At 39.4% G+C, this 14,758-nt stretch carries 17 protein-coding genes; 6 read left to right on the forward strand and 11 right to left on the reverse strand.

What is annotated here, in order from left to right:
* Positions 1-343: 343 nt before the first annotated feature.
* Entirely contained in the window at positions 344-772 is a 429-nt protein-coding gene (locus tag BW142_RS11235) for a PACE efflux transporter (protein WP_024600346.1), read from the reverse strand.
* A gap of 90 nt (positions 773-862) precedes the next feature.
* On the opposite strand from BW142_RS11235, the gene BW142_RS11240 reads away from it, so the two are divergent.
* Positions 863-1,744 carry a LysR family transcriptional regulator gene (locus BW142_RS11240; RefSeq protein ID WP_076924878.1) on the forward strand — a complete coding sequence of 294 codons (882 nt, stop codon included), beginning with the start codon at positions 863-865 and terminating at the stop codon, positions 1,742-1,744.
* A 36-nt stretch (positions 1,745-1,780) separates the two neighbouring features.
* On the opposite strand, the gene BW142_RS11245 is transcribed toward BW142_RS11240, so the two are convergent.
* A complete protein-coding gene (locus tag BW142_RS11245) occupies positions 1,781-2,683 on the reverse strand; it encodes a LysR family transcriptional regulator (RefSeq protein ID WP_076924879.1) in 903 nt (300 codons plus the stop codon).
* Positions 2,684-2,789: 106 nt separating this feature from the next.
* On the opposite strand from BW142_RS11245, the gene BW142_RS11250 reads away from it, so the two are divergent.
* On the forward strand, positions 2,790-3,566 hold the full coding sequence (locus tag BW142_RS11250) for a class III extradiol ring-cleavage dioxygenase (RefSeq protein WP_076924880.1): 777 nt from the start codon (positions 2,790-2,792) through the stop codon (positions 3,564-3,566).
* An 80-nt stretch (positions 3,567-3,646) separates the two neighbouring features.
* A complete protein-coding gene (locus tag BW142_RS11255) occupies positions 3,647-4,324 on the forward strand; it encodes a haloacid dehalogenase type II (protein ID WP_024591580.1) in 678 nt (225 codons plus the stop codon).
* Between the two features lie 61 nt (positions 4,325-4,385).
* Here BW142_RS11255 and BW142_RS11260 read toward each other — a convergent pair whose 3' ends face one another.
* Positions 4,386-5,261 carry a LysR family transcriptional regulator gene (locus BW142_RS11260; RefSeq protein ID WP_010552899.1) on the reverse strand — a complete coding sequence of 292 codons (876 nt, stop codon included), beginning with the start codon at positions 5,259-5,261 and terminating at the stop codon, positions 4,386-4,388.
* Positions 5,262-5,375: 114 nt separating this feature from the next.
* Between BW142_RS11260 and BW142_RS11265 the strand changes: the two genes are divergently transcribed.
* On the forward strand, positions 5,376-5,876 hold the full coding sequence (locus tag BW142_RS11265; protein ID WP_002959229.1) for a lactoylglutathione lyase family protein: 501 nt from the start codon (positions 5,376-5,378) through the stop codon (positions 5,874-5,876).
* 202 nt (positions 5,877-6,078) lie between these two features.
* Here BW142_RS11265 and BW142_RS11270 read toward each other — a convergent pair whose 3' ends face one another.
* Together BW142_RS11270 and BW142_RS11275 are read right to left on the reverse strand one after the other, a co-directional pair.
* The gene (locus BW142_RS11270; RefSeq protein ID WP_076924881.1) at positions 6,079-6,621 is read right to left on the reverse strand and encodes a hypothetical protein; all 543 of its coding nucleotides are present in this window, start codon (positions 6,619-6,621) and stop codon (positions 6,079-6,081) included.
* A 10-nt stretch (positions 6,622-6,631) separates the two neighbouring features.
* Positions 6,632-7,462, reverse strand: coding sequence for a hypothetical protein (locus tag BW142_RS11275; protein ID WP_076924882.1), 831 nt, complete (start codon positions 7,460-7,462; stop codon positions 6,632-6,634).
* 265 nt (positions 7,463-7,727) lie between these two features.
* Between BW142_RS11275 and BW142_RS11280 the strand changes: the two genes are divergently transcribed.
* Positions 7,728-8,171, forward strand: coding sequence for a GNAT family N-acetyltransferase (locus BW142_RS11280; protein WP_076924883.1), 444 nt, complete (start codon positions 7,728-7,730; stop codon positions 8,169-8,171).
* 316 nt (positions 8,172-8,487) lie between these two features.
* Here the strand turns inward: BW142_RS11280 and BW142_RS11285 are convergent, their stop codons facing one another.
* On the reverse strand, positions 8,488-9,162 hold the full coding sequence (locus tag BW142_RS11285; protein WP_197111856.1) for a hypothetical protein: 675 nt from the start codon (positions 9,160-9,162) through the stop codon (positions 8,488-8,490).
* A gap of 256 nt (positions 9,163-9,418) precedes the next feature.
* Entirely contained in the window at positions 9,419-9,994 is a 576-nt protein-coding gene (locus BW142_RS11290) for a hypothetical protein (protein ID WP_076924884.1), read from the reverse strand.
* A 275-nt stretch (positions 9,995-10,269) separates the two neighbouring features.
* On the opposite strand from BW142_RS11290, the gene BW142_RS11295 reads away from it, so the two are divergent.
* Positions 10,270-11,202: a ChaN family lipoprotein gene (locus BW142_RS11295; protein WP_083707576.1), complete on the forward strand. Its 933-nt coding sequence runs from the start codon at positions 10,270-10,272 to the stop codon at positions 11,200-11,202.
* A 66-nt stretch (positions 11,203-11,268) separates the two neighbouring features.
* Here the strand turns inward: BW142_RS11295 and BW142_RS11300 are convergent, their stop codons facing one another.
* From BW142_RS11300 to BW142_RS11315, 4 genes are read right to left on the reverse strand one after another with little or no spacing between them, the layout of a single operon-like run.
* Positions 11,269-11,988 (reverse strand): DUF2470 domain-containing protein, encoded by a 720-nt coding sequence (locus BW142_RS11300; protein ID WP_076924885.1) that lies wholly within the window; start codon positions 11,986-11,988, stop codon positions 11,269-11,271.
* On the reverse strand, positions 11,985-12,773 hold the full coding sequence (locus BW142_RS11305) for a heme ABC transporter ATP-binding protein (RefSeq protein WP_076924886.1): 789 nt from the start codon (positions 12,771-12,773) through the stop codon (positions 11,985-11,987). The genes BW142_RS11300 and BW142_RS11305 overlap by 4 nt, the downstream gene beginning before the upstream one ends.
* A complete protein-coding gene (locus BW142_RS11310) occupies positions 12,770-13,822 on the reverse strand; it encodes an iron ABC transporter permease (protein WP_083707577.1) in 1,053 nt (350 codons plus the stop codon). The genes BW142_RS11305 and BW142_RS11310 overlap by 4 nt, the downstream gene beginning before the upstream one ends.
* Positions 13,819-14,628, reverse strand: coding sequence for an ABC transporter substrate-binding protein (locus BW142_RS11315; protein WP_076924887.1), 810 nt, complete (start codon positions 14,626-14,628; stop codon positions 13,819-13,821). The genes BW142_RS11310 and BW142_RS11315 overlap by 4 nt, the downstream gene beginning before the upstream one ends.
* Positions 14,629-14,758 lie beyond the last annotated feature (130 nt).

Genomic DNA, 14,758 nt, shown 5'->3' on the forward strand with positions numbered 1-14,758 from the left:
TTATAAACAAAACGAACACCGCAGTGAATATGTTAAAAGAGGATTGTTTAATTGTGGTTGACTAAAAGCATCATTGCGTGCCTATTAGATATTATGCGGTTTGGTATTAGGCAGCGCTTTATCCTGCTGGCGAGAGCGTATGGAACTAATTAAAAGAGCTACATATATAAAGCAAAAAGTTACTGTAAACCCCCATTACAGTTAGGCTGTAAATAGTAAGTTAGCACTACTTAATCAATTGAGCATTGCTAACTGATTTAATTAAAAAGCACATTTACCGTTATTTTTATACCATTGTGCTTTTGCTAAAATGATTGCAATACTTTTTATAAACTTTAAAATATCAAGCACATTGCGATTTATTAACCCACTTTTTGTATGGCTGATGCTTATCGTACAGTACATTAAAGATATACGTGTAAATGAGTATAAATACTAAAAAGCCTGCTTCTAATGCTGCGGCAGCCAGCCATGTAATATTTAAATACCAAGCGAGCATTGGCAGCGTTATTACAACCATACCCAGCTCAAAGCCACATGCATGGGTAACACGGGTTAGTAAGCTGCGATCTTTTCGGTTATGCCCTGCTATTTTATCAAACACTATGTTGTAAATGTAGTTCCACAACATGGCAAAAATTGATAAACCAATACCTACTATTGCCATTTTTCCTGTTGCAAACCCACCAAAATAAACAGATGCAGGAACAATAATAAATAATGCAATCATCTCAAATATTAGGGCCTGAAAAATACGTTCTAATGTGTTCATATATAAATAAGTTCTTTAGTGAATGACGAGATGGTTATTTTCATTCATTATTAAGATACATGTTAGTTAGCTAGTATCGGCAAAAGCGATATGTTTAGTATTGAACAACTTCAGGCATTTGTAGCTACCGTTGAGGCTGGATCGTTTTCGGCCGCAGCGCGTAGTTTAAGTAAAGCGCAGTCGGTAATAAGTCAGCATATTATTAATTTAGAAATAGACTGTAATGCAACATTATTTGAGCGTACAGGGCGTTATCCACAATTAACGGATGCCGGTAAACAGTTACTACCTCAGGCTAAGGCTGTGCTTAATCAACACCAGCGATTAACAAACTCTGCATTAGCACTAAACGAAAAAACACCAACCGAAATCACTATCGCACTTGACGAAGGGATCCCGTTTAAAACTATCGCGAGTATTATTAGCAAGCTGCAAAGTAAGTATCCTTACGTATCGCTTGAGTTTTTAAGTGCATCCAGCCATGACATAATTGACATGCTAAACAGCGAAAAGCCTATAACGGGTATTATTTTTAGTGAATTAAATATACCGAGTTACTTAGACTATGAATGTATTGGATCAGTAAAATTTGATTTATATGTTGCTAAATCGCACCCTTTAGCGGGGATCAGATGTGAAAATATGGATGGCCTTCGGCTACATCGACAACTTCTTCTTCGTTCGCGCAATACACAAACAAGCAGCTTTCAGCTAAAAATTAGCCCAGAGATTTGGTATGCCGATAATTACTTTGTATTACTCGAGCTAGCAATACAAGGTAACGGGTGGTGCTTATTACCAAACCATGTAGCTGTAGATGCAGTACAAAGTGGGGAGCTGGTTAAACTTCCTCTTGAGTTTGAAGAAATGGGTTGGTTGGCTAATGTTGATGTATTACAGCATCAGCAACACAGTAATCAAGAGGTGTTTAAAGTACTAAGAAATTTACTACGGAATTTTTTAAAAATTTAGCTTTTATATAATGCCTGTTAGGCGGTTTACTTTTTATTACGCTAAATCCCAGTAAGGTGTATCGCCATAAAAGTCACTTGTAAAATCAACAAATGCACGTACTTTACTAGGTAAAAACTGTCTGTTAGCGTACACCATATACAGTCCCATTGAGTCGGGTTCGTAGTCATTTAAAATGCGCACTACTTTGCCTTGAGCCAGCGCTTCGCCAGCAATAAATGTGGGCTGCATAGCAATACCACCTCCAGCAATGGCTGTATTTAGTAGTAAGTCACCATTGTTAGCCACAAAGTTACTTTCAAGCTTTAGCTCGCTTTTTAACTCATTAACTCCAAATAATCGTTTTGTGGGTTCGCTGTGGGAATAGCGTAAATAATTATGTGACTGTAAATCTAAAAGCGTTTGTGGCGTGCCATGGCGTTCTAAATAGTCGGGTGATGCAAACACCGCTAGGTGTATAGGTGCAATTTTTTTAGCTATCAACGTTGAGTTTTTTAATACACCAATGCGCAGAGCAATATCAATACCCTGCTCTACTATATCTACATATTGGTCTGTGAGCCGTAAATCTAACTTTAAATTTGGATACTGCTTTTGAAAATCAACCAACAAACCTGCTAAATGCTTAGTACCAAACGACATAGGCGCACTAATACTAAGCACACCCGATACATTTTCGCTTAAGTTATTGAGGGAGTTTTCCATGTCTTCAATATCAATAACCACCTGCTGACAACGCTGATAATACTGATTTCCAGCCTCTGTAACACTTACTTTTCGCGTTGTACGGTGTAATAAACGCGTGCGTAGATTATCTTCCAATGCAGAAATATATTTGCTGACTAACTGCGGCGAAATATCGAGTTTATCGGCCGCTTTTGAAAACGATCCTTCTTGCACAACGGCTAAAAAGGTCTTCATGGTGGTGAGCTTATCCATTTTTTAACAATGCTTTGTTGATAATGTATAAATAAGTATCATATTTATCGTCAAAATAGAAACTTATATAGTGTTTATAACGCATCTACTTGTTTAAGGTTTTAGTATGACTCAGCCTGCTTTATTTATATCTCACGGCTCGCCAATGATGGCTGTTCAGCAATCGGCTACGTCAGATTTTCTTGCATCATTAGGTCAAACGCTTAGTAAGCCTCGTGCTATTGTGGTGTTTTCTGCCCACTTTGATGAAGCGCACGATATAGTTATTACATCAGGAGATGCGCCGCATACTATTCACGACTTTTATAACTTTCCCAAGCCCCTGTATGAAATTCAATACCCAGCACCAGGTGACCCTAAGCTTGCTAATACTATTAGTGAGTACTTTTACAAAGCGGGTATTAAAACGGTGCAAAGTGCAGATCAAGGGTGGGATCATGGTGTGTGGATCCCGCTGCGCTTAATGTACCCAGCAGCTAATATTCCCATTGTTCAGGTGTCTATTAACACGCGTTTAGGCGCTCAAGCAATGTATAAATACGGACAGTTACTTGCACCACTGCGCAGCGATAACGTATTAATTATTGGCTCCGGCGGTATTAGTCACAATCTACGTGAAATATTTAAAAGCCCTGCTACACCTAATCGTGTTCAAATGGTTAATGAGTTTACTCATTGGGTTGAGCAAAAATTAATAGCGCAAAACACCCAAGCGTTACTTAACTATTTAAATGAAGCACCCCATGCTTTATTTAATCACCCTACCCAGGAGCACTTTTTACCTCTTTTTGCAGCGCTTGGAAGTAGTGACGGTAAAGCCAAAAAAATACATGAAGATATAGAAATGGATATTTTAGCACTCGATGCTTATAAGTTTTATTAATTTGAGCGTTCGTTCAAATTAAGTTAAGCTGTAAGCAAGTACTCTAAGACCAACTTAATTTATTTTATTGCGGAGCAAACATGGCAACTACACTTGCATTTGACGTATACGGTACGCTAATAAACACTCACGGCGTACTGTCCTTACTCGACGACATGATTGGCGATAACGCCCAAGCATTTTCAAATACATGGCGCGAAAAGCAATTAGAGTATTCATTTAGACGTGGATTAATGCAAAATTATATTCCTTTCTCGCTATGTACAAAACACGCACTCGATTACGCCTGCTTAGCGCACAAAACCGAGCTAAGTGAAGATCAAAAGGGGCAACTGCTAGAGCTTTATAAAACGCTTCCTGCGTTCGATGATGTAAAAGCAGGCCTTGAGCAATTAAAAGCGAAAGATTACCGTTTGTTTGCATTTTCAAATGGGGCTGCCGACGCAGTTCATACCTTATTAGAAACCGCTGGCATTAGTGAGCTTTTTGAAGGGGTAGTAAGTGCCGACGACGTTAAAACCTTTAAACCAAACCCAGGGGTTTATAGCCACTTTTTACGCGAAACCAATTCAACAGGCGCAAACACGTGGCTTGTATCAAGTAACCCGTTTGATGTAACCGGTGCCATATCGCACGGTATGCGAGCAGCGTGGATTCAACGATCTAAAGATTCAATTTTCGATCCGTGGGAAATACAGCCAAATACTATTGCAACCGATTTACTCGATTTAAAAGCAAAATTAGAAAGCGTTAACTAATTTTCTATTCCCCCTTTTGCTTATGGTATTAAGTGCCGTGGGTGTAAAGGGGGTTTACGTTTTAACTATTTACTCCCGCCTTTATTAGCTCAATCACTGTATTCATACGTTTTGCCAACGGCCTATTTCGGTGATGGCACACATAAATAGATTCACTAACCGGACATTCTAAATGATGCGTTTTAATAAGCGCGGGCTTATTGAATGCGCCAACAGCATGAGCAGGTAATACCGTAAAGCCCAACCCTAAACTTACTGGTTCTAGTATTAAACTAATTTGGTTAGAAAATCCCGTACGTCTTATTTGGTCAATATGCTCAAACTCACTGTAGTTTTCGCTTAGTAGTAGCTGCGCATGATGGCTTGCATCGGGATGAGCAATAAACCCTAGCTCACACAGGGTTTGCCAATTAGGCATGTTTATACCTGCAGGCGTTACAAGTAGTAGTGGCTCTTGGCTTATTTTATGGCTGGTTAGTTCGCTAAATGTTGGAGCTTGAGTTAAAAACCCGATGTCGGCACTATGGTTTGCTACAGCTTGTTCAACACTTACATTGGGCGCAAAGCGGTAATCAATAATTAGTTCTTTATGCTCAGATTGCAGTGCTAATAATTGATTATAAAACTTTAAACCACAACTGCCCGGAGATTGAATCTTTACCGCTCCGCTGTACGGCGAATCATCTTTTAATTGTTGTTCTAAAAACTGCCAATCTTTAAGAAGTAGGCTGCCCTGCTGATATAAGTTTTGGCCCTGAGGAGTAAGAGAAAACTGCTTACCATGGCGCTCAAGCAAAGCGCAGTTAACTTGTTGCTCTAGCTTTTTAATGTGCTGACTTACACCAGATTGGGTCATATAAAGGCGCTCAGCTGTTTGGGTAAAATGATTTACCTCAACCAAAGTACAAAACGTATTTAACCATGTTGGATTTATCATTACAAAACGTACTCAAAATGATGATTAATGATAATTTTACTTAATGTTGGTCGATTCGTAAACTAACTCCATCAACTAGTCACAAGATAAGTCACAAGTTAAAGAGGAAGCATTATGAGTCATACATATCCACGTAGTTTTTCGCACATTGGTATTTCGGTTCCCGACGTTGAAAAAGCAGTCGAGTTTTACACTAAGGTTATGGGTTGGTACACAATAATGGAACCCACTTTAATTACCGAAGACAAAAGCCCAATTGGCGAAATGTGCACAGAAGTATTTGGCGAAAAGTGGGAAAAGTTTAAAATTGCGCACCTATCTACAGGGGATCGTATTGGTGTCGAAATTTTCGAATTTAAAAACCAAGAAAACCCAAAAGACAATTTTGAATACTGGAAAACAGGCATCTTTCATTTTTGTGTTCAAGACCCTGATGTAGAAGGTTTAGCTGAGCGTATTGTAGAAGCTGGCGGTAAAAAACGTATGGAAGCCCCTCGTTATTACTACCCGGGTGAAAAGCCGTACCGCATGATCTACATGGAAGACCCGTTTGGTAACATCCTTGAGATTTACAGCCACAGCTACGAGCTTATCTACAGCGCAGGCGCTTACTAGGTAGCACTTAGCTTAAAGCATTTAGCTAAAAACAAAGACCGCAGTATTTATTACTGCGGCCTTTTTGTTTATTCGAATAACTTTAGTGATTAGCGCATACTTTTTCATAGAATGAAGTAACAATATGATTTTTAAATCAAATTTAATATTACTATCGTGGAAGATGGTTAGCTCCGTATAGCTGCGATATTATTGAAGCTATTCAATGTTGACAAATATTATAAAAAAGTTTTTCGTCTATATTTTTTAGCTTGATAGCATCGTATATATTGTACAGATTCCTTCTGTCAGTCTGCTCTGCGTCCGTGCCCACCGTAAAGTTTTGATTTATCACAGTGCAGCCATATATTGGACCTGACTGTCCTAGCCCACCTACATAAACAGTTCTTTTGCCTGGCGAATCGTTATCTTCTAATGAAGAGTCTTCGCTTATAGGCGTTCTTTTACCTGTATCACTTACGTAAAAGTACTGTATTTGGCTAGATTCAATCCAGCCCTCGTTTGCATCCATCTGTGATACGAGTACACCTGATGGCGGTATTTTATATACACGAGAGTTTCCCTCGTATTTTGGTGGCTCTCCATTTGGGGCGTTAAATATTATGTACAAAGAGCCAACATACCCTTCAGGTATTAAGTAAATTGCAGGCTCACTTTTATTTATCTCAGTACAGCCTGATAGCCACGTTACCATTGAACCAATAAACAATATTTTTAAAAAGTGGGCTTTAAAGATGGGTTTCATAGAGTCGCCTTTACTTGGGGGAGCCATTAAAGCAATATTCTAAACTCGCTTTTTCTAGTAGCATACAATGGCCACTATTCGCTGGAATAGAAGTAAATCGGTAATTCCAATCGGCTATTTGATGAAAAGCTAATTTAGGATATTTATTTGCCTGTCTAAATAGTTCATCGCCGACAGTTCCTTTAAAACTACCATTGTTATTAAGCGGTAAACGCAGTGCGCTTGCAATCATTGGGTAATCAGCGTTAAGAGATAAGCTTAGTGGTGGCGCACCTTTTCGAACATGGATACCCAGTGAGATTGCTTGTCCACCTGGACCCACAATAAATGCTTCACAATTGGGGAAAGCATCGCCCGTAATATAAGTAACTATATCCATGTGACCGTTTACAGTATCAATGTCTATTATAATTTTATATTTAACATTTAAAGTTGGCACGTATGAAAAATCTAATCTTTCTTGCATCTCTGGAGAGCCAGGCATCGCGTGATTAACTCCTCCGTATTGGCCGTTTAACCGATACTGAAAAATACTATTAGTTGGAGGTTTGTCTTTGAGGGTAACACGTCCTTTTGGTGCTAAATTACCAGAATATATTCTTTTTTTATCTTCCCAAGGTGCTTTGGATGGATCTGATATTGTATCAACAGAATTAATTTTACCATTTTTTGTAGATAGCTGTAGACGATGCCAAATCCTTGAGGTTGTAGGTTTAATACCGCTAGGTTTAAGCGAAAACCCTCGATTATCCCCTTCAAACATTAGCCCTGACCAGCCAAAATCTTTTTCAGGATGAAATGATCTTATATTAATTTCGTAGTTTGCTAATTGAATACTCATAAATTAAATTCCATTTGCTATTATAAAAATCCGTTTCAATAATAGTAACACTAGCATTTAGTGATAACAACAGAGTAACAAATTAGGGTATGGGAAAACAAAGACCGCAGTATTTATTACTGCGGCCTTTTTGTTTTAGATAGCCGTGTAGAACATTATTTAGGCTAATTTAAGGGGGTATAAAAATCAATCTCTTCATTTATTTGATTATAGGTACATACACTGATAGCTTACTAATTACACAAAGTTGTACTGAAGGAAAAACATGAAATTGTCATTGGAAGATATCACCGCCGATAATTACGAAGCCATATGCGATTTAGAGGTTGCTAAAACACAAGAAGAATACGTAGCGTGTAATATGTGGTCGTTAGTTGAGTCGCACTACAATAGCGGGTATACCTGTAAAGCTATTTACCTAAATGGTGTGCCAGTAGGCTTTTTTATGTGGGTACAAGAAACCTCTGCAAAGGTTTCTATTTGGCGCTTTATGGTGGATCAAACTCATCAAAATAAAGGCATTGGGCGCAAAGCACTAACTATGGCAATTGAAGAGATTAAAACAACTTCTAAGCTTAAACAAATCGAGATTTGTTACAACCCGCTAAACCCTGTTGCTAAAGACTTTTATTCAAGTTTTGGGTTTGAAGAAGTTGGCCTCGATGAGGATGACGACGATATGTTAGCGGTTATTAAAATTAGTAGTTAACTCATCATAAGTAGGTCGCTAATTTTAAGGAATAATAATAGTTGTAAGGAAATACTCCTCAGCTAAGCCGACTTTTTTTGCCATATCACACCAGTTCCAACGCTTAGGGATAAGAAGTTTAATGTCGACAGGTATTTAAGCTGTGGTTGGAGTTCTTTTATAAGCGCTATCAAAGCCGATGACCTTCTATATTTAAATTAATAATCATCTCAGTGATTGCTAACGCTCGTCTATGAGGCGATTATGAGTGTTTTGCAACGAAGTTGCAGCGAATAATTGTCCTAGCCTAACCTGTTGGGCAGACATAAGGCGCTTGTTATAAATCACTTACATCCGCACCTGCCTGTTTGAACCTTTTAAGCATAAGCTGCTTGTAGTTTTCATTAGGCCAGTTTAATTCTGTATATTGCAAGTTATTAGCAGCTGCATTTGAAACTAAAAACTCAACACCATTAGTTATCAAGTTAGCCATTAAATAAATATACGGTTCATGATCTTCGTTGTAATCAACGGCTGTTATACCCCAACAATCATGAATGAATGGATCAATGACTTGATAAATAAATTTTCTTGTTTCTTCACTGCAACCAACATCCGATGGACTAGCAAAATGTTGAATGCTATTTCTTAAATAGCCAAACTTCTTATAAGCATCAATATTCTTTAGTTTTATACCAGTTGCTGCCCATAGCCTTTCAGGTAATTCAGAATATTGTATAGTTTTAGCTTTTTCAAAAAGATGTTTTAATCCTAATTTAGAATCATCAACTTGAGTAGACTTTGGAACTTGATCAAAAATTAGCAATGGATGTTCTTCTGCTATCCTCGCTTTAATCAATATTTCTGCGGCATGAGCTGCTTGAAGCACAGAAAGCTCTGGCCACATATGATTTTCAAAGCTCATATAATTCGCATGCCAATTAGCATGGGCTAATGCACTTGTCCCCAACTCAAACATATGGTCTGAAATTTCAGATAACTCGGAATTCAACACCGCACTCCTTGTGATTTATAACGAGACTGTAGAATAACTCTGACAGCCAAATTCAATTAAAAAAACGAGTTCCTGTAATTAACTTTGATCGTTTTTAAAGCATTTGGAACCCATAAAACAGGCTGTTTTTCTTAAAAAGAGTAATTCTACAGTCTCAACGCCTGCTTAAGCGAATAAAAATAGTTGACTATAATTGTGAATCAAAGTGGAACGTAACCAACAGTTTTTATTTCGTTTAAAGCTTGTTAGGTAATTATCTCATGCGATGTTCAGTCAGTTTTTTACCCGTACAATATTGATACAATGCATCCAACTCAGTATAAATAGGAGAAAGATCTTGTAAAGTAGACCCAGTAAAATTATCAATATCACAAACTGTCTCTTGGTTTTCATGAATAAAGTCGACTATTCTATTCCTCAAATGATGCAATTCAGAAAGTCCTTTATAACTTGCAATCAATTTTTTATACATCTTTGCATCTAACTCTGCAACATCTATTAGTAATTTAGAATGCAGTTCAATTTCAACTTTAGGGAACATTTGTCCAGTTCCATATCCTTCGGCATCAACTACCTCGAACCGCTCTGTTCCTGCAGGTGATATAGAATAATTGTAATGACCACCTTGCCCAGCCTCTCGGATTCTGTTCAGTGAAGATTTAAACTTTTTCCACGTCCATAAATTAAGTTCTAATTCTTCTTTCAATACAGCTTTGAAAGCAAGTAGCTTTCTTTTTTTTGCTCTAGACTTTCGGACTAACTCTAAGCTCTCTTTAATGATAAAAAGTGAAATCGCAAAAATCACCGTAATTGGTAATGTAATTTCCAATTTATACTCCAAATGTATTTGTCTAACAATTTTATAATACGCGAATCGAGTATACTTCTGCCGATGCTACGCTCATTTTTCTACAGTTTTAACAAATTACCTAAGGCATTGCTATCAAAAGCTATTTAATATTTACAAGCAAAGTTAAGGCATATCAATGCGCGTTTCGCTCATTTCCTTGATTATGTAAGTAAGCAGCAGTTTGGCTGGCTTAATAGGTATTACAAGTATATGATATTGATAATTATTTGCATTAAAGAGTGTTGAAGGTGTGTATGAATAAGTCTATGTTAACTCTGGCGTTAGTTACGGGGTTGAGTGGTTGTAGCACAACAGCCACGGTGCCTGATAAAAGCTCATCGCTTTATTACTCAGCACTTTATAATGCACAAGCAAAGCCTGTCAGCTCTGTATTATTAGAGCCCAAGCTATTAAATGCCGATGTGGTTTTAGTGGGTGAATTGCATACACATCCGGGTGTGCATTTATTTCAGGCTGAGTTATTTGAGCAATTAAGCAAAAGTAATAAACGCTCAGCCCTGTCGCTTGAGCAATTTAGCCGCGCGGATCAGCATACTTTAAACCAGTACGTTAAGAGTGAAATTGGTGAGCAATACTTAATTGATAACACCCAAGCGTGGCCTAACTACAAAAGTGATTACCGTGCGCTGGTAGAGCTGGCAAAAACGAACAATAGCGATGTAATAGCTGCAAATGCCCCTAAAAATATAGTCACCTGTATTGGCAGGCAAGGCATAAGTTACCTAAGTAAACTTGATGAAACACAGCAGAGCTATATTGCAGCCGCTATTGATACATCCCCCAGTGATTATAAACAACGTTTTATGACCTCAATGCACCATGGCACGCCAAGTCAAAACGAAAATTATTATGCTGCGCAAGTTACCTGGGATGAAACAATGGGGGAGTCTATCGTTAACTATTTAAATAATCATAAAGATGCGCAGGTAATGCATATAGCGGGCGATTTTCATGTGAAAAATGGCGAAGGTATAGCGCGAGTTATTAAGCGTTTAGCGCCAGAGCTAAATGTTGTGTGGATATCGCCGGTTACAAGTGTGCAAGCTAAACAAACAGGGTATCAGTTGCAAGTTAACCCTTTGCCACCCCGTTATGTACAAACACAGCATCAACAAGCGGCTTTTAAAGCGTTAGCCAAACGCGGCGAGCAAACAGTTTGCTTATAAAATGACGACATAGTTAGTGAATTTCTTAACCAGAGCTCAGGTTAACTATGTCGTCATGTATTTAGTTTAGTTATTTCGGGCTTGATTGGTTAGCGCAACCAGCGCTTTACGAACCTCTAACGGGCTGTTGCACTGGGTATTAAAGTTAATAAAGTAATTACGCTTTTGGCTTTGTATATAAAAACCAGTGGGTAATAAGCCGCTCATTATTGGGGTGTTATCAGCAACGGTATAGTGCTGCATTAATATGAGCGACATAGCATCTTGATGGTCATCGTTCATGTGACTTATCATGCTTTGCTGCTGGTTTTCATCCCAGTTTTTTGCCTCATCCTGCCATTCGGTTTGTTCAAGCCAAAATATTTTGCCAAAGCCGCCAATGTAACGCACACGCACTACGTCTAATTGCCATAATTGAAAGTCGTGCGCGTTGCGGTAGCTAGCGGCTTCGGGGTATAGGGCAATATAGTTATTAAGTAAAGTGTGTGCTTGCTCACTTGGCACAACAGAGCCATCACCTACAAGCGTTACTCGGCCGTGCTCGTTTTGATCGCCGTAGTCGGCGGCATCAAAAATAGTTAGGCTCATGCGAGAGTCGTGCTTTAGGTTTTTAGTGTGCTGTGCTATATCGCTAATAAAAAAGTAAACACGGCCTTGTTCGTCGCACATATAGGGGGTTACTGAGCCAAACGGGTAGCCGCGTAAATTGTTAGAAATGGTCGACATAACACCGGCATTGGTTTTGTAAACCAAGGTGCGTGCATCGTTTAATGCTTGCTCTCTCATAAAAACTCCTGACGTTGAGAAAAAACCATGGGTGCATCGTTATAAGGATGAGGGTTTACGTGCAGTTTCATGGCGTACATTTGTTGTAAGTTTTGTTCTGTTAATACGGTGTTTATAGGCCCACTTTGCAACACTTTTTTGTTGTGCAGTAAAATAGCATCGGTTGCATAAAGGCTGGCTAAATTTAGATCGTGTATTGCAATAATGGCGCTGTTGCCCTGCTCTACAAAGGTTTTAACGCAGCTGAGCAAAGCATGTTGATGGCGCATATCAAGTGCTGATGTAGGCTCGTCGAGCAGCATTAGTTTTGGCTCGGCCGATTGTGTAAAGGCATCGAGCTGCGCTAAAGTACGCGCCATATGAACACGCTGTTGCTCTCCGCCCGAAAGCGCACTTACGCGGCGAATTAAATACTGGTTTAAATCCATAATAGCGGCATATTTATGTACTTTTTCGCTTTGCATTTTTAATGACTCTACATACGGATAGCGACCCATTGCAATAAGCTCAGATACATTAAAATCAAACCCTACGTGGTTAGCTTGCATCATGACTGCGCGCTGTGTTGCAAGGCGTTTTTTAGCGTGAGAGGCCAGCGGCTTAGCATTAAAAAGTACACTGCCTGTAAAGGAGTGCATACCTGCTAAGGTATGCAGCAAGGTAGATTTACCTGCGCCATTTTCACCAAGTAGTGCGACAAGTTGCCCTTGTTTAGCGCTGCCATTAATAGCGTTTAAAACGCTGTGATTATCAAAGCCAACGCTTAGGTTGTTAAACGTGATCATGACCAACCTCGCTTATTTTTCACTATTAAATAAATAAACAATGGCGCACCCAATAACGCAGTAATAATGCCAATGGGTAGCTCTGATGGCATGATCACAATGCGTGCTAGCCAGTCAGAAAGTAGCAATACCACTACGCCAATTAGCATACAAAGCGGCAGCATATTACGTAAATGCGGCCCCACCATTAAGCGGGCAATATGCGGGACTACCAAGCCAACAAACCCTATTAAACCGGTAAGCGCTACAACCGCACCTACCCCTAATGCAACGAGTATAATGACATACAATTTAAGCTTATTGGTGTCTACTCCTAGGTACTGAGCTTGTGACTCGCCAATAAGGAGTAAGTTCATGGGATTTTTTAACCGCCACAGGCCAATTAGGCTGATAAACAGTAACGGTGCAGCTTGCATAATCGTGCTCCAGCTTGCTCCGCCTAATGAGCCCATGGTCCAATAATTTATTAATCGTAGCGCGCTATCGTCGGCAAAAAAACTCAGTAGCCCAATAACAGCGAATGCTAACGCGTTAATAGCAACCCCCACCAATATAAGTGTGGTGATATTAATTTGCCCTTGCTGCTTGGCAATAAAATATACCAGCGAGGTAACACCAAGCGCCCCTAAAAACGACGCATAAGGTAAATACAACTGAGCGTTAAAATTAAACTGCGCGCTAAGTGCTATAAACGCCACTGCAACCATTGCCGCACCTGCACTAATGCCAATAATAGATGGATCTGCCAGCGGGTTACGGCACAACGCTTGGGTTGCCGCCCCTGTTTGGGCAAGTACCAACCCTACTAATACAGCAAGCACAAAACGCGGCAAACGTATTTGCATTACTACATTAATTTGCAGCGCATCAAACTGATTAAAGTACTCGGGCGCAAGCCAGGCAATAGCTAAACGCCAATCCCATCCTGCAGGGCCGTACCCAATGCTTAGTAGCGCCAAAGCAAAAATACAAACAGAGGCTAATAGCATCCATTTATGAGTTTGGCTAAGTGTTATAGGCACAAAGCGGCTCAATGTTAGGGTGTTCATAAGCGGGTTTTATACTCGTTAAGCTCATTAATTGCTGTGGCAATACGTGGCGACATACCAAGCGAAAGCAGGCTATCCATTACAAGTAAGTTACAGCTTTGCGCTGCTTTTAATAAGCGTAGGTTCGGTTGCTTACAAAAAGCCTGCTTGCCGCCAATGCTTTGTACAACATGCTTTGGCGCAACTAAAAAGTCAGGCTGATTTACAGCAAGTACTTCGGTATTAATTACTTTAAAGCCTGAATGTGTAGCGCCTATATTAGTAATGCCCGCATAGCTAAATAATAAATTAGGGACGGTTTCTTGCCCTGCAGCAACAAGCCCGCGCTCATTAGCTGAGAGTAAAAATAGCGCGCTGTGTGTCTGCGCTTTTGCTTTTTCAGGTAATGAGTCTGTAATGTGCGTAATAAGTGATTGCGCTTTTTGCTTGGCGTTTAAGTCGGTACCAAGGCGTTTAATTAGCTCAAGTAGCTCATTTACTGAGGTGGGCTTTTTATAATGAATTAGTTTAACCCCAGTTGCCTCAATTTGTTTAAGTGCTTGGCTTCGCCCTGCGCCTTCAAGCGCTAATAAGGTGGTTGGGCGCATAGAAAGCACGCCTTCTGCCGCTAATTCACGGTAATAACCCACCTGTGGTAATTGCGTAGCTTGCTGTGGGTACATACTAGATTGATCAACCGCTACAAGGGTACTTTGTTTGCCCAGCGCATAAATTATTTCTGTAAGGGTGCCGCCAGCACTAATAACGCGCTCCTGTGCAAGTGCAGGTTGAGCGACTAAAGCAAACAATATAAATAGGTATTTCATTACAAACTCCGGCTTTTATTTTTCGGCTATTATAACTAGTTAAATCTAAATGAAAATGATTATCATAATTAATTGATCTCAATTCGACTTAGTTGTAACATCCTCGCCATAAATAATAACTATTATCATT

The organism is Pseudoalteromonas sp. EB27, assembly GCF_001974875.1.
GTDB lineage: Bacteria > Pseudomonadota > Gammaproteobacteria > Enterobacterales > Alteromonadaceae > Pseudoalteromonas.